The 16,551-nt window shown below is 48.8% G+C and carries 17 protein-coding genes; 5 read left to right on the top strand and 12 right to left on the bottom strand.

Features of this window, described 5'->3' with window-relative positions:
• Positions 1-174: 174 nt before the first annotated feature.
• Complete coding sequence (prmC, locus tag D9Y29_RS22350; protein WP_127132455.1) at positions 175-1,038, top strand: peptide chain release factor N(5)-glutamine methyltransferase; 864 nt, start codon at positions 175-177, stop codon at positions 1,036-1,038.
• Here the strand turns inward: prmC and D9Y29_RS22345 are convergent.
• From D9Y29_RS22345 to D9Y29_RS22335, 3 genes are all read right to left on the bottom strand, one after another.
• Positions 1,025-1,423: an ExbD/TolR family protein gene (locus D9Y29_RS22345; RefSeq protein ID WP_127132454.1), complete on the bottom strand. Its 399-nt coding sequence runs from the start codon at positions 1,421-1,423 to the stop codon at positions 1,025-1,027. The two genes, prmC and D9Y29_RS22345, sit on opposite strands and share 14 nt — an antisense overlap.
• A 33-nt stretch (positions 1,424-1,456) precedes the next feature.
• Positions 1,457-2,155 carry a MotA/TolQ/ExbB proton channel family protein gene (locus tag D9Y29_RS22340; protein ID WP_127132453.1) on the bottom strand — a complete coding sequence of 233 codons (699 nt, stop codon included), beginning with the start codon at positions 2,153-2,155 and terminating at the stop codon, positions 1,457-1,459.
• A gap of 87 nt (positions 2,156-2,242) precedes the next feature.
• Entirely contained in the window at positions 2,243-3,175 is a 933-nt protein-coding gene (locus D9Y29_RS22335; protein WP_127132452.1) for an SPFH domain-containing protein, read from the bottom strand.
• A gap of 83 nt (positions 3,176-3,258) precedes the next feature.
• Between D9Y29_RS22335 and D9Y29_RS22330 the strand changes: the two genes are divergently transcribed.
• Complete coding sequence (locus D9Y29_RS22330) at positions 3,259-4,221, top strand: YpdA family putative bacillithiol disulfide reductase (protein ID WP_127132451.1); 963 nt, start codon at positions 3,259-3,261, stop codon at positions 4,219-4,221.
• A gap of 153 nt (positions 4,222-4,374) precedes the next feature.
• Here the strand turns inward: D9Y29_RS22330 and pepT are convergent, their stop codons facing one another.
• Positions 4,375-5,580, bottom strand: a complete 1,206-nt coding sequence (pepT, locus tag D9Y29_RS22325; protein WP_241238017.1) for a peptidase T — start codon at positions 5,578-5,580, stop codon at positions 4,375-4,377.
• An 86-nt stretch (positions 5,581-5,666) separates the two neighbouring features.
• Between pepT and D9Y29_RS22320 the strand changes: the two genes are divergently transcribed.
• Complete coding sequence (locus tag D9Y29_RS22320) at positions 5,667-6,515, top strand: CPBP family intramembrane glutamic endopeptidase (RefSeq protein ID WP_164735516.1); 849 nt, start codon at positions 5,667-5,669, stop codon at positions 6,513-6,515.
• Positions 6,516-6,526: 11 nt separating this feature from the next.
• On the opposite strand, the gene D9Y29_RS22315 is transcribed toward D9Y29_RS22320, so the two are convergent.
• Both D9Y29_RS22315 and D9Y29_RS22310 read right to left on the bottom strand, forming a co-directional pair.
• A complete protein-coding gene (locus D9Y29_RS22315) occupies positions 6,527-7,144 on the bottom strand; it encodes a hypothetical protein (protein ID WP_127132448.1) in 618 nt (205 codons plus the stop codon).
• 96 nt (positions 7,145-7,240) lie between these two features.
• Positions 7,241-7,693: an FKBP-type peptidyl-prolyl cis-trans isomerase gene (locus D9Y29_RS22310; protein WP_127132447.1), complete on the bottom strand. Its 453-nt coding sequence runs from the start codon at positions 7,691-7,693 to the stop codon at positions 7,241-7,243.
• 143 nt (positions 7,694-7,836) lie between these two features.
• Between D9Y29_RS22310 and D9Y29_RS22305 the strand changes: the two genes are divergently transcribed.
• Positions 7,837-9,129 carry an exo-beta-N-acetylmuramidase NamZ family protein gene (locus tag D9Y29_RS22305; RefSeq protein ID WP_127132446.1) on the top strand — a complete coding sequence of 431 codons (1,293 nt, stop codon included), beginning with the start codon at positions 7,837-7,839 and terminating at the stop codon, positions 9,127-9,129.
• A gap of 3 nt (positions 9,130-9,132) precedes the next feature.
• Here the strand turns inward: D9Y29_RS22305 and D9Y29_RS22300 are convergent, their stop codons facing one another.
• Positions 9,133-9,960, bottom strand: coding sequence for a universal stress protein (locus D9Y29_RS22300; RefSeq protein ID WP_127132445.1), 828 nt, complete (start codon positions 9,958-9,960; stop codon positions 9,133-9,135).
• 144 nt (positions 9,961-10,104) lie between these two features.
• On the opposite strand from D9Y29_RS22300, the gene fmt reads away from it, so the two are divergent.
• Positions 10,105-11,040: a methionyl-tRNA formyltransferase gene (gene fmt, locus D9Y29_RS22295; protein ID WP_241238016.1), complete on the top strand. Its 936-nt coding sequence runs from the start codon at positions 10,105-10,107 to the stop codon at positions 11,038-11,040.
• Between the two features lie 13 nt (positions 11,041-11,053).
• On the opposite strand, the gene D9Y29_RS22290 is transcribed toward fmt, so the two are convergent.
• The 5 genes from D9Y29_RS22290 to D9Y29_RS22270 are packed head-to-tail and all read right to left on the bottom strand — an operon-like array spanning position 11,054 to position 16,526.
• The gene (locus tag D9Y29_RS22290; protein WP_127132444.1) at positions 11,054-12,079 is read right to left on the bottom strand and encodes a LysM peptidoglycan-binding domain-containing protein; all 1,026 of its coding nucleotides are present in this window, start codon (positions 12,077-12,079) and stop codon (positions 11,054-11,056) included.
• A 38-nt stretch (positions 12,080-12,117) separates the two neighbouring features.
• Positions 12,118-13,515: a methyltransferase RsmF C-terminal domain-like protein gene (locus D9Y29_RS22285; RefSeq protein WP_127132443.1), complete on the bottom strand. Its 1,398-nt coding sequence runs from the start codon at positions 13,513-13,515 to the stop codon at positions 12,118-12,120.
• Positions 13,516-13,526: 11 nt separating this feature from the next.
• On the bottom strand, positions 13,527-15,059 hold the full coding sequence (locus D9Y29_RS22280) for an NAD(P)(+) transhydrogenase (Re/Si-specific) subunit beta (protein ID WP_206513849.1): 1,533 nt from the start codon (positions 15,057-15,059) through the stop codon (positions 13,527-13,529).
• 27 nt (positions 15,060-15,086) lie between these two features.
• On the bottom strand, positions 15,087-15,404 hold the full coding sequence (locus D9Y29_RS22275; protein WP_127132442.1) for an NAD(P) transhydrogenase subunit alpha part 2: 318 nt from the start codon (positions 15,402-15,404) through the stop codon (positions 15,087-15,089).
• Between the two features lie 15 nt (positions 15,405-15,419).
• On the bottom strand, positions 15,420-16,526 hold the full coding sequence (locus D9Y29_RS22270) for an NAD(P) transhydrogenase subunit alpha (protein WP_127132441.1): 1,107 nt from the start codon (positions 16,524-16,526) through the stop codon (positions 15,420-15,422).
• Between the last annotated feature and the right edge of the window lie 25 nt (positions 16,527-16,551).

The following is a 16,551-nucleotide window of genomic DNA, read 5'->3' as shown; positions in this document are numbered from 1 at the left end:
AACGGATTCTGCGGTTATGGCAGGCCGGAAGGCGCTCGGAGAGCTGCCAGTCGCTCGCCTCCTGGCGAGTGACTTCTGTTTGTTCGCTTCCGGCGAACACCGCGTCGCCGGAGGCGACAAAATAAAAGTCACTCGCCGGGAGGCGAGCGACTGGGCACTCACTAACTTTGTTTCATGACCATACAGGAAGCAAGATTGACGCTACAGGAGCAACTCGCAACTATATACGGATCCAGGGAAGCCGCCAATATCACAGACTGGGTGCTGGAAAGCATTACAGGAATGAGCAAGAGTGCCAGGCTGGTTCACGCAAAGGAACATCTGACTACGGATCAGAAGATTTTATTCGATCAGCATCTCTCCGATCTCCTTCGCCACCGCCCCGTTCAATACGTACTCGGAGAATCCTGGTTCCATGGCTTACGCTTCCATGTAAACGAAAATGTACTGATCCCCCGCCCGGAAACAGAAGAACTGGTGGATTGGATCATCAATGAACAGCAGCACCAGCAACAGTTACGCATACTCGACATAGGAACAGGCAGCGGCTGCATTCCCATCGCCCTCAAAAAAGCATTGCCGCAGGCCACCGTATACAGTTGCGATGTGAGCGCAGGCGCACTGGAATTGGCAAAGCAAAATGCTGCTGATCTTGCAGCGGAAGTACATTTCATTCAACAAAACATCCTGGATGCCTCCCTTTGGGAGCAACTACCTGAAGTGGATATCATCGTTTCCAATCCTCCCTATATTCCTGAACATAACAAGGGATCCATGCACGCAAATGTGCTGGAACATGAACCACATCTTGCATTGTTTGTGAGCAATAATGATCCGCTTACCTTTTACAAGGCAATTGCTGAGCTCTCATTGATAAAATTGAAAGAAGAAGGAACTGTATATGCGGAGATCCATGAAGACCTGGGGGCCGCCTCCCTGGCGCTCTTTCAGGAGAAAGGATTCGGCAGGGTAACGCTCAGGCGCGATATGCAGGAAAAAGACAGAATGATAAAAGCTGAAGGGCTTACTTCACGTTAGCCACTGTTTTGGCGCCGGACCTGGCAGCCAGCCTCATGATGCGGAATACTTCCCCGAAATAAGCTGATGTATCAGCATTGATCACCACTACGGGTGTATCCACATGCGTTTTGAATTTCAGGATCTCTGCCTTCACCACGGTATCGATCAGCATAGGATCGATCATTTTGGTACCGAGATAATAATGCTGGTCCTTATCAATACTTACCGTGATATGTTGTTTGGCCTTGGTATCCTTAGTGCCTTTGGGATTATTTACTTTTACAATATTCGGATTGGCGATAGTTGAAACGATCAGGAAGAAGAAAAGGAGGATGAACAGGATATCGTTGAGCGCTCCTGCATGTAACTCCTGGTGTGATCGTAATCTTCTTCTTAAATTCATGAGCTGTTGTTTTTGCTGTCAGCAGTAGTGCGCTTATCGCGTAGGCTCCTGCAAAATATCGATGAACTCTGCGCTTGCGGCTTCCATCCTGTTCACATTCTTGTCGATCTGTGCATTCAGGAAATTGTGACCAACATATGCCAGCAGTCCAATGATCAGACCGGAAGCGGAAGTGATCATCTTGGTGTAGATACCACCTGCTATCTGTGCAGGCGTGAAATCACCGGAGGCATTGATATTGTAGAACAACTGCAACATACCGAAGATGGTGCCGAGGAACCCGAACATCGGTGCGATACCGTAAACAAGTGTTAATACGGAAAGGTTCTTTTCCAATTTGTACACTTCCAGCTTGCCCACATTCTCCATACTCCTTTCAATGGCGTCGATGGGTTTGCCGATGCGCTGCAATCCTTTATCGATCATGCGCGCCACGGGATTAGCCGTGTTCCTGGCCAGGGCGCGTGCAGACTGCACGTTGCCACTCAGGATATTGTCGCGGATGATGTTCATGAAATTGGGATCGAGATGACTTGATTTGCGGATGGAGAGCCATCTTTCAAAAAAGAAGAACACAGCCAGCACAAACAATGCAGCGAGAGGGATCATCAGCGGACCGCCCTTGGTGAGCATATCCATTACATTCATTGACTGTTGAGAAGCATCGGTTACCGCTCCTACGGTCTGTTTCACCGTATCAGTAGCGCCAATCTGTAAAAAGAACCAGTTCATCCAGTTTTGTTTAAGTTGTAAATGTAAACAAATGCGGGCCTAAAACGATTGCACCTGTTTATATATTTCTTAAAAGATTGTTATGATCTACTTGTCTGATGCGCCTTTCATCTGAAGCATACCCATGATCTGCCCCATCGTTTTTTGCATGCCTTCACTGCTGCCATCGAGGAAAATGATATTGCCCTTACCCACTTCTGCAAAATTCTTGATGGCTTCCGTCCACATACTGAAAAGGATCACATTGGTATCGAGATTGGCCTGTTTCATTTGTTCCGCAGCCTGGCTCATACCTTTGGCCACTTCTTCACGGAAGAGCGCTACGCCCTGACCACGCAATTGCGCTGCCTGTCTTTCCGCTTCTGCCGCGATCTTGATGGCATTGCCTTCTGCTTCCGCAGATTTGGTTTTGGTGATCAGCAATGCCTGTCCTTCATTCTCTGCAGCGGCTTTCAGGTTATTGCTCGCCACCACTTTGCTCATGGAATCGAGGATCACTTTATCGAAAGTGATATCGTTGATCTGAAGATCCAACAGGTGATACCCCCAGTCTTCCAGCAAATGATCGATCTGTCCTTTTACATATTCAACGATCTCCTTGCGCAGACCGAGGATCTCCGCCTGACGTTTGGTTGCTACAAAGGAACGGATAGTGCCTTCGATGGTTCGCGTGAGCGCCTGCATCAGATCACGCTCACTGAGGAATTTGAAAGCAACTTTCTTGATCGTTTCTTCATTATCATTTTGCACAGCATACAACAGCATGCTCTTGAAATACACGTTTGCCTGGTCCGCAGTCACTGCCTGGAACTCCATTTCAACAGAGCGGTTCTGAACGCTTACCCTGCGGTTGATCTGTTCGATGAAGGGGATCAGGAACCTTAAACCAGGTCTGATCACACGCTGGTATCTGCCAAACATGGTGATCACACCAACATAACCCTGGTTGATCGTTTTCAATCCGGCAAAGAGCACCAGGAGGATCACGAGGACGTACCAGTACTGCGCAAGCTGTTGCATAAGGGAAAAATTTGTGCCAAAATACATTTTTTTGATCAGAGAAAAGAGCGGGTGGGTATCTTTGGAATAACTCAAGCGCGGCTATGGAGAATCAGTTTGACCTCATTATCGTTGGCGGAGGCCCTATCGGGCTGGCCTGTGCACTGGAAGCGGCAAAAGCAGGGCTGAACTACGTGATACTCGAAAAGGGATGCCTGGTGAATTCGCTCTATCATTATCCCAGCAATATGACCTTCTTTTCCACCTCAGAGAAGATCGAGATCGGCGGCATTCCCTTCGTTTCCAACAATGTAAAGCCTACAAGACCGGAAGCGCTGGAATATTACAGACGTGTAGCCACCAGCAATCATGTGCACATACAACTCCAGGAAAAGGTCACAGGCATCCGCCGGATCAGCAATGGGTACGCGGTAACCACCAATAAGAACAATTACAACACAGGTTTCATCATACTCGCTACAGGTTTTTACGATATTCCCGTACTGATGAATGTTCCCGGTGAAGAGCTTCCCAAAGTAACGCATTACTACAAAGACCCGCATTTCTACGCCATGCAGCGCGTGGTAGTGGTAGGCGCCAACAATTCTGCCGTGGATGCCGCGCTGGAAACTTACCGCAAAGGAGCTGAAGTAACAATGGTAGTACGCGAGAACAGTATCGGCAAACGGGTGAAATACTGGGTGAAGCCGGATATCGAGAACCGCATCAAAGAAGGCAGCATCAAAGCTTTTTTCAATTCTTCCATAAAAGAAATAAGAGAAAATGAGATAGATATTCAAACCCCGGATGGCATCGTCACCATTCCCAATGATTATGTGATCGCTATGACCGGCTACCAGCCTGACTTCCAGCTTCTGCAGCAATCGGGGATAAGATTATCCGAAGACGCCGTCAGACAACCTGATTATAACCCGGACACGATGGAATCCAATATGCCAGGCATCTATCTTGCCGGCGTTGTATGCGGAGGCATGAATACGCATGTATGGTTCATCGAGAATTCGCGTGTACATGCCAGTAAGATCATCAATGCAATCCGGAGATGATCAAAAGTCCGGAGAGCTGGCAGTCGCTCGCCTCTGGCGAGTGACTTGTATTTAGTCGCCTCCGGCGACGCGGTGTTCGCCGGAGGCGAACAAATATTCCTCACTCGCCGGAGGCGAGCGAGTGCTCCCCGACATTCGGCTGCCCCACTACATTCAAAGACTTCCCTTTTCTTCCCAGATCGCAGCCAGGTGCACGGTCATTTCCACAGCTTTCTGCATATCCTGCACACTAACATATTCATGCTTGCCATGAAATGCCATTTCACCGGTGAAAAGGTTCGGGCAGGGCAGTCCCATAAAACTCAGCCTGGAACCATCGGTGCCGCCGCGTGCACTGCTGGCAATCACTTCCATGCCTGCACGCTCCACAGCTTCTTTCGCAAATGCAGCCACCTGCGGGTACTGGTCCAGCACTTCTTTCATGTTGCGGTATTGTTCCCGCACCTGTACATCCACACGCGCCCCGGGAAAAAGTTTCAACGCATCATCAGCTTTATCGCGGAGATAGTTTGCATAGGCAGTGAGCTTACCCGTAACAAAATCACGGAGAATGAATTCCACGGTCACTTTCTCCCCGATACCTTCGATATGTACAGGATGTACAAAGCCATAACGACCATCGGTGGTTTCAGGGCTCAGTTCATCCTTGGGTAAGGAATCGATGAAAGCAGACGCCACTTTGATGGCATTCACCAGTTTGTCTTTCCCATAACCCGGATGCGCACTCACTCCATAAAAAGTGAATGTGATGGCGTCCGCGGAAAAAGTTTCGTCTTCCACCACACCACGCTCACCTGCATCCAGCGTATAACCGAATTGCGCTCCGAGCTTTTCCATGCTTACATGGTCCACCCCCCTGCCGATCTCTTCATCAGTAGTGAAAAGAATGCGGATAGCGCCATGTTTCACTTCCGGGTGATTGATGAGATAATTGGCCATGTCCATAATTACGGCCACACCCGCCTTATCATCCGCTCCCAGCAAAGTAGTGCCGGACGCAGTGATGATGTCTTCACCGGTCTTTTTGGAAAGATAGGGATGTTCCCTGGTGGTGATCACCTGTGCGGGATCATCGGGCAGCACGATGTCTGCACCGGAATAATTCTCATGAACGATGGGCTTCACCCCCGCCCCGGTGCAATCCGGTGCCGTATCAACATGTGAGCAGAAGCAGATCACGGGCACATTCTTCTCAGAATTGGAAGGAATGGTGGCGTATACATAACCGTGTGGGTCCACCGAAGCATCAGTTATGCCCATAGCCTGGAGCTCCTTTGCCAGCAGGCGGCTCAGGATAAACTGCTTTTCGGTGCTGGGAGCCGTTTTGGAATGCGGATCGCTCTGAGTGTCGATCGTCACATATCGCAGAAATTTTTCCCTCACAGTAAATGAATACTTATCGAACATGGAATTGTATTTTTGGCAAGATATATAATTACCTACAGATGATGGAACGATTACCAGCTATTCCCAACGGTTGGGTCCGGGTTACAGTTTTTCTACTTTCCTATATTTTCTGCGTGATACTGCTGGGCGTTTTGCTGGCAACAATGGTGATCACCGGCAGGGTGAACCTGCAACTGACACCTGCCACCATGCTGCAACTGGTGGCCATCACTTCACTGGTAAGCCTCTTCCTGGTAACAGTATTCAGGATCTATGTAGACAGGCGATCCATTCAAAGCCTGGGACTGGCGCCATTCAGCAAAGATGGCTGGGTAGGGCTCCTGTTATCGATCGCACTGCTCGGTTGTGGATCACTGTTATTGTATGCCAATGGCAACCTGCACTGGACGGACTATTCCTTCGACCCATATTATTTCTTTACCGGCCTCGGCCTGATGGTCCTGGTGGCCTTTTCCGAAGAGTTGGTGTTCAGGGGATATATCTTAGGCAACCTGCTTGAAGTGAGCAAGAACAAATGGAATGCACTGGCGATATCCGCAGTGTTATTTGCACTGGTGCATATGAGCAATGCAGGGATCAGTTTTATAGCGATACTGAACCTCCTGCTGGCAGGACTGCTGCTGGGGTTGAATTGTGTATACACCAAGAATTTATGGTTTTCCATCTTTTTTCATTTCGGATGGAACTTCCTTCAGGGGCCTGTACTCGGCTACGGAGTAAGCGGGCTGGGGCTTCCTGGTGTTCTGCAGGTGGAACTGAGCGGTAATCCCTTGCTGACCGGCGATAAGTTCGGATTTGAAGGATCGCTGATGGCAACATTCCTGCTACTCACAGCGATCCTGCTCCTGTATCTTGCCTTTGAAAAAAGAAAATCAGCTGAAGCGTAGATTTCTTTCCATTATTTCTTTTTTGGTGCAGGCTTTTTAGGCTTTGCCGGTTTGGCTGCTGCGGCTGCTTCTGCCCTGGCTTTTGCTTCCGCTTCGGCGGCTTCCACATCTGCATACACGATCCTGTATTCGGGAATTGCGAGTGTGCCAAACACATCTGGAAAAATGTAAATGATGTTCTTCTCTGAATTTTGTCCAGCATCAACAAATGTCCAGGTTTCACCATCATCCTTCGACTGACCTACCAGGTAGGAATAGATACGGCATTTCCGGTTGTCCATCTCCGTATACCGGATCTTTTCCAGTACACATTGCCATTCATCTGTTCCCTTGTTCATGAGTGTGATCATGGACGTTTGTTCGGGTTTGTCGATATCCTTATTGGGCTCATTGTGATAGTACATGGTTTTGAAATGCTCTTTATAAGCATCTTTACCACCGTAATATTTTACGGCCGAATAAGTGGTGAGGTTGTGGAATGCTTCCCAGTTTGCGTAGAAGTAAGAACGCATCATGCTGTCTGCATAGAATTTTGCGTTCCTGGAAATAGCAGCTGTGTCCTGGGAAAATGCTGCAAAAGAAATGAGGCAAATGCACAAAGAGATGCTTAACTTTTTGAGGGCTTTCATAGGGATTAACTTTGCCGCCAAACTATAAAAAAACCCGGTAATTGTCAATACCGGGTTTTTACTATGTTTAATTGCAGCATTCCACAACAGAAATGCTTAGGGCATAATGATGCGGGAAGGATTGTCGATAGCTACCAGTTCAATATCGAACACGAGGTCCTGACCGGCAAGAGGGTGATTGGCATCCAGGGTAACAGTGTCTGCACCCACACCTGTGATCACTACAGGAATCACTTGTCCTGCCCCGTTAGTCATATTCAGATGCATGCCTACTTCGGGTTTCATATCGGGAGGAAAGTTGGCAATCGGGAACTCAACGATCATTCCCGGGTCTTTCGGACCGTAAGCCTGTTCAACCGGAATATTGATGGTCTTCTTTTCACCGATGCTCATTCCTTCAACACCCTGGTCGAATCCGGCAATAACTGAACCGGTGCCTACCTGGAATTCCAATGGCTCCCTGCCTTCAGATGAATCGAAAGTGGTCCCATCGGTTAAACGACCATGATAATGCACTTTTACAGTATCGCCGTTTTTAGCTTGTTGCATAACAGTAAAGATTTTTAAGGTATAGGTACAAAGTAACAGGAATTATCCTGCCTTGCCAAATCAGAATTACAGGGCATTTCACGCTCCAGACCAGGTTCCGGCCCGGAGTTTGGACTATCTTTGAGATCTCAAAGAAGTAAAGTATGAATCGAATTTTCAGTGTATTACTTGTTTGCATTGCTACGGCCATTTCAGCCACAGCCCGGGAGCAGAACGCCAACTGGGGCGTAAGACCGGACGATATCAATAATATTATCACTGGCGCAGAAAGAGTTCCGGCCCTGCTTGCACAGTTGAAGGGGAAAAGGCTCGCCATCTTCGCCAATCATACTTCACAGGTAAAAGGAGTGAACCTGGTAGACCTCCTCCATAGCAAGGGCTTCAGGATCTCCGTTGTATTTGGCCCTGAGCACGGATTCAGGGGTACTGCTGATGCAGGGGAAAAAGTTGGGAACTATAAAGATAAGAAGACGGGTATCCCCGTGGTATCCCTCTATGGCTCCAAACGCCGCCCTTCAGCAGAAGATCTTAAGAATGTTGATCTGATGATCTTCGATATACAGGATGTGGGCACCAGGTTCTACACTTATATCTCTTCACTGGAAGAATATATGATAGCCGCCTTTGAAAACGGTAAACCACTGCTGGTGCTGGACAGGCCCAACCCCAATGGGTTCTATGTAGATGGCCCTGTACTGGATACAGCTTTCCGCTCCTTCGTGGGCATGCAGCCTGTTCCTGTAGTGTATGGCATGACTATAGGAGAATATGCAAAAATGCTGGTTGGACAAAAATGGATAAAAGGAAAATTCAACCTGGGCAATGCAGCAGTCAAAGAATTCAACAACCGTAATGATCTTGCTGCTTTTTTACAAAGCAAAGAAAAACTGAGGATGATGGTGCTCCCCTGCCTCAATTACAGGCATAGCCAGAAATATGCGCTACCCGTAAAACCTTCTCCCAACCTGCCGGATATCCAAAGTATCTATTGTTATCCCAGCACCTGCTTCTTTGAAGGTACCGCATTGAGCGAGGGTCGGGGTACGCCGATGCCATTCAGGATATTCGGACACCCATCACTTCCCTCATCGCTGAAAAGCTTTACCCCGCGAGGCGTGCCCGGGGCCGGTAACCCGAAACTGAAAGACCAGCTCTGCTATGGATGGGAGATCGATGGATCGCCGGAAGAAATACTGAAACAGATCGATGGCAGAATACAACTGAAATGGTTACTCGAAGCTTACCGCCTGTTCCCGAAAAAAGATTCCTTCTTTCTCAATAAAGGCGCATTCTTCAATAAACTCGCAGGCAATGCCGAACTGCAACAACAATTGAAAGATGGCAAAACGGAAGAAGAGATCCGCGCCAGCTGGGAACCCGGACTGAAGGAGTTCAGGGATATCAGGAAGAAATACCTGATCTATTCAGACCACTGACAATTACGAAACAGGCAATACCAATACCGGGATATTGCTATGCCAGGCCAACCTTTTGGTTACACTTTTCCGGAAAATGGCAGCCAGGCCGTTTTGGTGACGGTGCAGGGCGATGATCAGCCCTGCATCTTTTTCATTGGTGAAATCATTGATGCCTGTTACTATATCGGGATCATTGATGTAATGATATGTTGCATGGTATTTGTCGAGCAGCGAATGTGTATCACCGATCTGGTCCCTGAGCCCGGTTACTTCGCCTTCTTTCTGACTCACGTTCACCACCAGGAGGGCTGATTCCAAAGTATCGAGCACTTTCAACAACAGGGGCGTGTCCATTTTTTCCCTTACATCTTTCAGATCTGTGGCCAGCACCACCTTCTGCGGATATTCCACCACAGTTTCTGATGGCACTATCAGTAAAGGGTAACGTATATTTTCCATTACACGGATCGCATTGCTGCCAATCAGTAATTTCTCCATGCCCGTTCTGCCGGTGATGCCCATTACTACGAGATCGATCTTTTTTTCTTCACAGATACGGTTGATCCTGCTTTCAAGGATAGTGTCCTCCATAAAAAAGCTCACTTCAACGCCAGGCCCGGCCAATTGACGGAGTGAACCCTGCCACACTTCCAGCGTGTGGATGGTCTCATTACGCAACTCTTCCCGGCCCGCAGCAACAGTTGGCATGCTCTCCAACGCAGCATTGGCCTGATCGGCATAAAAGATAACGATATGTTCTGTTTTCCATTTTTTTGCGAGCATGCAGGCATATTCTGCTGCAAGAAATGCATTGTCGGAAAAATCGGTCAGCAAAAGAATCGATTTCATGTAACTGGCTTTTAAAAATGAGAGGGCAGACGAAGCTAAGGGAATCAGATTACCTGAATATTAAAAAAAGGAACGCATCTTTGCTATTCCAATTTACGAAGTCCCGGGCAAATCTGAACAGCTCATTTTAAAACTCGATATATCATGAAATCATTTAAAGACCTCCGCATCATTTTTATGGGAACGCCTGAGTTTGCAGTAGCATCGCTGGATGCGCTGGTACAGGCAGGAGGTAATATCGTGGGTGTGGTAACGGCGCCGGATAAACCGGCGGGCAGAGGCATGAAGCTCACGGAGAGTGCAGTAAAGAAATATGCGGCGGAACGCGGGCTGAATCTTCTCCAGCCTGAAAAACTCCGCGATCCTCAGTTCCTGGAAGCATTGCGCGCACTGAATGCCGATATACAGATCGTTGTGGCTTTTAGAATGTTGCCCGAAGTTGTTTGGAATATGCCACCCATGGGCACTTTGAACCTGCACGGTTCTTTGCTGCCGCAGTATCGCGGGGCAGCGCCCATCAACTGGGCCGTGATCAACGGTGAGGCATACACGGGAGTTACTACTTTTCAATTGCAACATGCCATCGATACAGGCAATATCCTGCTGCAGGAAAAATTCGCCATCAATGAAACAGATACCGCGGGAGATGTACATGATACGATGAAGAATATCGGCGCAGAGCTGCTGGTGAGAACGGTGCAGGAACTGGCTGCCGGAACTATCCGTCCATTACCACAGGAAGAAGCTGCCGATGGAGTGGAACTCAAACATGCTCCCAAACTTTTCACGGAAACACAGAAAATCGATTGGTCGTTACCGGTAGATCAGGTGTATAACCTGATCAGGGGGTTATCGCCCTACCCTACAGCCTTTACTTATCTGCAGGATAAAACGCTGAAGATCTTCCAGGCAAAGAAAGAACATGGAGAACCTTCATTGCATCCCGGTGCAGTGCTGACAGATCACAAAACGTTTTTGAAATTTGCAGCAGCAGATGGGTATATCCATGTGCTGGATCTGCAACTGGAAGGGAAAAAAAGAATGCTGGTGGAGGACTTTTTGAGAGGGTTCCGGTTTTGACCAGCAATACTTCTTACCACTCCACATTCACATAGAACTTCCCGATTGTAGCTCCCAGCTCAGTTGCTGCTGCATCACTGAGCCTGAGGTTCAACCCGATGTTCTCCTTCATCTCGGGCATTTGTCCCAATACTTTTGCGTAGACGGTTTTATTGGTAGAAGAGAAAGATACTTTTACAATAGTCCCTACAGGCACATTATTCATCAGCGCATAATATTTGCCATCTTTCCATCCGCTGTTGCTACGGAAGATTGCTGCATTACCTGATGTGCCTTTGCCGGTGTTGTTGAAATTACTCCTGAAATAGCCACCTTTGAAATTAACAGGTCCACTGTTGTTTGCAACGGGCTCTGATGTGGCAGGTCCCGTTGATTTCGGTTCTTCTTTAACAGGTTCTGTTTTCACCGGCTCAGGTTTGGGTGTTGGCTGTACAACCGGGTCCACTGGTTTGTTGGCGGGAGGTGTAGTAACTGCCACATCCTTAACAGGTGCGGGCTGTGCAGGAGGATCGGTTTTAACGATGGGCCCGGCGCTGGTCACCGGTTTATTGGTTGCTATCGCCACCAACGGGCTTTGGCCGGTTTTTACTTTCAGGTATCCTACAATCAGCTTCATACCGGCACGAAGCTGATCATTCGTAACATTATTCCATTTTTCAAGATTGGCGATAGGCACTTTGTTATGACCGATGCTGATACGGTACATCCATTCTTTATCAGCCACCACGTGATGAACAGGCACCAGCACTTCATCGGAGGCTTTGGAACCATCGAGTGTATAGTTCATGTCTGTGAGCGGGATCTTCAGCACCTGGCCAATGGCCAATGGTTTTTCCATGTCCAGACCATTGAACGGCGCCATCTCTTTCGGGCTTTGGTTGTAAATACGTCCCACACTGTACCAGTTCTCTTTAGCCACTACTGTGTGAGTAAGGTACAACTGAGGTGTAGCTCCGTGCACAACCAGCGGGCTCTGAGCAGATGCCAGCTGAACCAAAAAAAGACCACAGATCAAAAGAAATCGGCTGATGCTTGTCATAGCTTACTTGTTTCGTAACCGTGCAAATGTAGAATATTTTAATTGCTTCCGCTTTTCAGGACCCGCCAGTTGGATGGATAATAGTTGTTAATCCTGTTGGGCAGGACCTTCATCCAGCCCAATGGCAGATTTTCAAATTTCACCAATGCCCATCCAGTGGGAGCGTCCGGTAAAATAACTTGTTCCTTTCTCAAATATTGCAGGGCATCCTCCTTTTTTAACGATACCGCAACAGTTGAAGGATGCAGCAGGGTGCTCATCGCCAGCGAATGATCGGGCACCAGTTGCTGCCCGGCCAGTTTTCCAACGGTGATCCCGGCATGTCGCACGTATAAATTGTCAGCAACCACCAGCAATTCCTGTTCCAATAATGCAGGGAATGCCAGCAATTGCTCCTGTTGTTTCCATAATTGAATGCCTGCATCCTCTTTCAGCCAGGGCATCACAACAGACACTTCGGCTTTTGATGCTTTCTGCACTTTGGGCCTCTTCGGAGCGCGGTAATGGAACTGACCGCCGTCTTTTTTCCGGAAAGCGGCAAGGAAAAATCCTTCCCCCTTTACCTGGTCGGGGAAGAAACGGTATCCAAATCCTTTCCGTTCAGGCGACTCCACTTCCACAATATTCCAATCCGCCTGCAATTGCAAAGGCAATGGTTCCAGTTCAAAATTATTCAGTAACCAGTCGATGATCTGTTCATCTTCTTCTTTCGAATAGGAGCAGGTAGAATAAATAAGGGTGCCACCTTCTGCCAATGAAGGATAATAATCGGCCAGGATCCGCTGCTGCCGCTGGCTGCAGAGCTGCACTGCATGTGGGCTCCACTCTGCAATGGCTTCGGGCTCGCGGCGGAACAATCCACTGCCACTGCAGGGCGCATCGATCATCAACACATCGAAGAAATTTTCGAGGGAACCAAAATCTGCAGGATCATTGTTCGTCACCATCACATTCGCCCCACCCCATTTCACGAGATTCTCCTCAAGTATGGAGGCGCGTGACCTGATCACTTCATTGCTCACCAGCAAACTATCTGCAGAGATCAGTGATTGCAGGTGCGTGCTTTTGCCACCAGGCGCGGCACAGCCATCCAGTACGCGCAGTTTCTGGCTCAGATCGAGCGTCTGCCGCATCGCCTGCTCCACAAACATACTGCTGGCCTCCTGAACATAGTAGGCGCCTGCATGCAATAAAGGATCGAATGTAAAGAAAGGACGCTCCTGAAGATAGTAGCCATTGTCTGTCCAGGGGATCTTGCCACTAACAGGCAGGCTTATCCGATAAGTATCCATTCCACCGGCCAGCAAGGCAGCTTTGGCCGGATTGACGCGAACAGAAGTGACCTGTTCACCCGAGCGGTGAACGGCTTCAAATGCTTCCCGTTGATAACCGGGCACTCCTTCCAGCGATTGCAGTAACGCAACCGGTAATTCCATATCACTCCCCATTATAAATTTTTGATCTCACCGATCAGATCCTGCAACACTTTTTTGGCATCGCCAAACAACATGGAAGTTTTGGGTTGAAAGAAAAGATCATTTTCAATTCCTGCATAGCCGGGTTTCATACTCCGCTTGTTCACGATCACATTCTTGGCCAGCTCCACTTCGAGGATGGGCATACCATAGATCGGGGAAGAAGGATCATTCTTGGCGGCAGGGTTCACTACATCATTGGCGCCGAGGATCAGCACCACATCGGTAGTTGGGAACTCTTCATTCGCCTGTTCCATTTCTTCCAGTTTATCGTAACTCACATCGGCCTCTGCCAGCAACACGTTCATATGCCCGGGCATACGACCGGCAACAGGATGGATCGCGTATTTCACTTCCACTCCTTTTGATTCGAGTAATTTCTCCAGTTCATGACAGGCATGCTGCGCCTGTGCAACCGCCAGGCCATAGCCCGGAACGATCATCACTTTGTGCGCATAGCTCATCAGCACTGCCGCATCGCTGAGTGTAATTTCCTTGTAAGCGCCCTGCGGCTTATTGCCAGCGCCACTGGCGGGTTTACTACTATTTCCGAAAGAACCGATGAGCACATTTTTAAGCGAACGGTTCATTGCCTTACACATCAATATCGTCAGCAATGTTCCCGCAGCGCCCACCAGGATACCGCCGGTGAGCATTACATTATTATCATACAGGAATCCACCGCAGGCAGCAGCCACACCAGTGAATGAGTTGAGCAATGAGATCACCACGGGCATATCGGCGCCACCTATCGGCATTACGAACATGATACCATAGATCATAGCCAGACCAAAGGTTGCGTAGAACAATACCAATGGCATCGACCCAAGTTGCTTCGGTATCACTTCATCGAGGTTGGGATCAGGCCTGGGTTCTACGGTAGCCACCACCACAATCAGGTAAGCAGAAAGGGCCAGCACGGCCGTAAGCATCACGAGGTTGAAAATATGTTGTCCTCTGAAAGAAAAATCTTTGATCTTACCATTCAGCTTACCCCAGGCAATCATACTTCCGGCAAAAGAAACAGTACCAATCACCAGCCCTGCAAAAATGGTCAGCAGTGTTTCAATGGGAACAGGACGAGTAAGCACTGCATCCTGGATCAAATCTCCGGCTGCGTAGGATTGCACGATCTTGTCCAGGTATCCCATATGTGCAAAATGCTGGAACTCGATCATAGAGATGAGCGCCGCGCAGGCGCCTCCCATTCCGTTGAAGAGGCTCACCATTTCAGGCATGGCGGTCATCTTTACTTTTTTGGCGGCGAGCGTTCCCACGACACCTCCGATGAAAAGGCCGCCAAAGATCCAGCCGTAATTATGGAGCTTGTTGCCTTCGTCGTCACGATATAAAAAGATAGTTCCCACAATAGCCAGTCCCATGCCAAAAGCCGCTACCAGGTTGCCTTTGCGGGCAGTCGCAGGATGACTCAGCATTTTGAGGCCGATGATGAAAGTAACGGAAGCTATCAGGTAAATAAGCGTGAGTATGTTTATTTCCAACATGTGTAGTCCGGTTCAGTTGTTTACAATCTACTTCTGAGCTTTTTTATTCTTGAACATTTCCAGCATCCTGTCTGTGACCACAAATCCTCCCACCACATTGAGTGTTCCCAGCACCACAGCGAGGAAGCCGAGAATAAGCGCCACATAATTGTCGGACTCCGCCTTGCCCATCACGATGATGGCGCCGATGATCACCACGCCATGAATGGCATTGGCGCCACTCATGAGCGGAGTATGCAGCACACTTGGCACACGACCGATCACTTCGATTCCCACAAACACCATCAGGATCACGATGTAGATCATCTGCTGATTGATGGCTATCCAGTTGAAGACTGATTCCATATCTGAATACGTTTATTAGTTTGAAACTTTTACTCTTTCGTGCACTACCTGTCCATCATGCGTGATGCAGGCGCCTTTCACCAGGTCATCTTCCCAGTTCAGATCGATTGCGCCTTCTTTACTGATGATCAGCTGTAAGAAATTCAGAATATTCTTTCCGTACAATTTGCTGGCATCGGAAGGCATGCCTGCCTGCAGGTTGCTGTCGCCAATGATGCGTACGCCTTTGTACTGAACGGTTTCATTGTTCTTTGTAACTGGCGTATTGCCTCCGGTAGCAGCAGCCAGGTCTATGATCACAGATCCGTTGCGCATGCTGCCGAGCATGGCTTCAGAGATGAGGATGGGCGCTTTCTTACCGGGGATCTGCGCTGTGGTGACAACGATATCCGCTTTGGCAATGCTCTGCGCAATCCTTTCTTCCTGTTTCTTTTTGTATTCGTCTGTCTGTTCAACTGCATATCCACCGGCCTTACTGGCGTCGGCGGCTCCTTCCACTTCAATGAATTTGGCGCCAAGGCTCATCACTTCTTCCTTTACAGCCGGACGTGTATCGAACACTTCCACTACAGCGCCGAGACGACGGGCTGTGGCGATGGCCTGCAGACCTGCCACCCCTGCTCCCAGGATCAATACTTTTGCAGGAGCGATGCTGCCTGCCGCTGTCATGAACATGGGAAAATAACGGCCATAGCTATTCGCAGCCAGCAGTACGGCTTTGTAACCGGCGATATTGGCCTGCGAGCTCAGTACGTCCATGCTTTGCGCACGTGTGGTGCGGGGCAGCATATCCAGGCTGAAAGTGGTGAGACCCGCCTGCGCCCATTGCTGCATCACTGCCGGGGCAAAGAGCGGCTGATAAACACCGATAATGATTTTTGAAGAAATGGGTTCATGGAGGGGGTGTATGGCCAGGAGGATATCCGACTGTTGGACCACCTCCCCGCGGGACTTCACCTGTGCTCCCGCGTTAGTATAATCTTCGTCCTGGCTGTATGCTTTTTCTCCGGCGCCCTGTTCTGTGAGTACCGTGATCCCTTTTTTGGTGAGGGTTGCCACGGCTTCGGGCAACAGGGATACACGTGTTTCGGAGGCCGGTTCTTTTAAAATTCCGATCGTCATAATCCTCAGTTATGGGTTCAAGATA

This window comes from Pseudoflavitalea rhizosphaerae (genome assembly GCF_003991355.1).
GTDB classification, from domain to species: domain Bacteria; phylum Bacteroidota; class Bacteroidia; order Chitinophagales; family Chitinophagaceae; genus Pseudobacter; species Pseudobacter rhizosphaerae.
Note: the sequence above shows the minus strand (reverse complement) of the source record. Positions and strands in the feature narration are given on the sequence as shown.

Coding starts and splice junctions, on each gene's coding strand:
- D9Y29_RS22330 (WP_127132451.1), top strand. CDS start 3,259: ATGGAGAATCAGTTTGACCTCATTATCGTTGGCGGAGGCCCTATCGGG.
- D9Y29_RS22340 (WP_127132453.1), bottom strand. CDS start 2,155: ATGAACTGGTTCTTTTTACAGATTGGCGCTACTGATACGGTGAAACAG.
- D9Y29_RS22270 (WP_127132441.1), bottom strand. CDS start 16,526: ATGACGATCGGAATTTTAAAAGAACCGGCCTCCGAAACACGTGTATCC.
- D9Y29_RS22300 (WP_127132445.1), bottom strand. CDS start 9,960: ATGAAATCGATTCTTTTGCTGACCGATTTTTCCGACAATGCATTTCTT.
- D9Y29_RS22320 (WP_164735516.1), top strand. CDS start 5,667: ATGATGGAACGATTACCAGCTATTCCCAACGGTTGGGTCCGGGTTACA.
- D9Y29_RS22310 (WP_127132447.1), bottom strand. CDS start 7,693: ATGCAACAAGCTAAAAACGGCGATACTGTAAAAGTGCATTATCATGGT.
- D9Y29_RS22305 (WP_127132446.1), top strand. CDS start 7,837: ATGAATCGAATTTTCAGTGTATTACTTGTTTGCATTGCTACGGCCATT.
- D9Y29_RS22285 (WP_127132443.1), bottom strand. CDS start 13,515: ATGGAATTACCGGTTGCGTTACTGCAATCGCTGGAAGGAGTGCCCGGT.
- prmC (WP_127132455.1), top strand. CDS start 175: ATGACCATACAGGAAGCAAGATTGACGCTACAGGAGCAACTCGCAACT.
- D9Y29_RS22345 (WP_127132454.1), bottom strand. CDS start 1,423: ATGAATTTAAGAAGAAGATTACGATCACACCAGGAGTTACATGCAGGA.
- D9Y29_RS22280 (WP_206513849.1), bottom strand. CDS start 15,059: ATGTTGGAAATAAACATACTCACGCTTATTTACCTGATAGCTTCCGTT.
- D9Y29_RS22275 (WP_127132442.1), bottom strand. CDS start 15,404: ATGGAATCAGTCTTCAACTGGATAGCCATCAATCAGCAGATGATCTAC.
- fmt (WP_241238016.1), top strand. CDS start 10,105: ATGAAATCATTTAAAGACCTCCGCATCATTTTTATGGGAACGCCTGAG.
- D9Y29_RS22335 (WP_127132452.1), bottom strand. CDS start 3,175: ATGCAACAGCTTGCGCAGTACTGGTACGTCCTCGTGATCCTCCTGGTG.
- D9Y29_RS22290 (WP_127132444.1), bottom strand. CDS start 12,079: ATGACAAGCATCAGCCGATTTCTTTTGATCTGTGGTCTTTTTTTGGTT.
- D9Y29_RS22315 (WP_127132448.1), bottom strand. CDS start 7,144: ATGAAAGCCCTCAAAAAGTTAAGCATCTCTTTGTGCATTTGCCTCATT.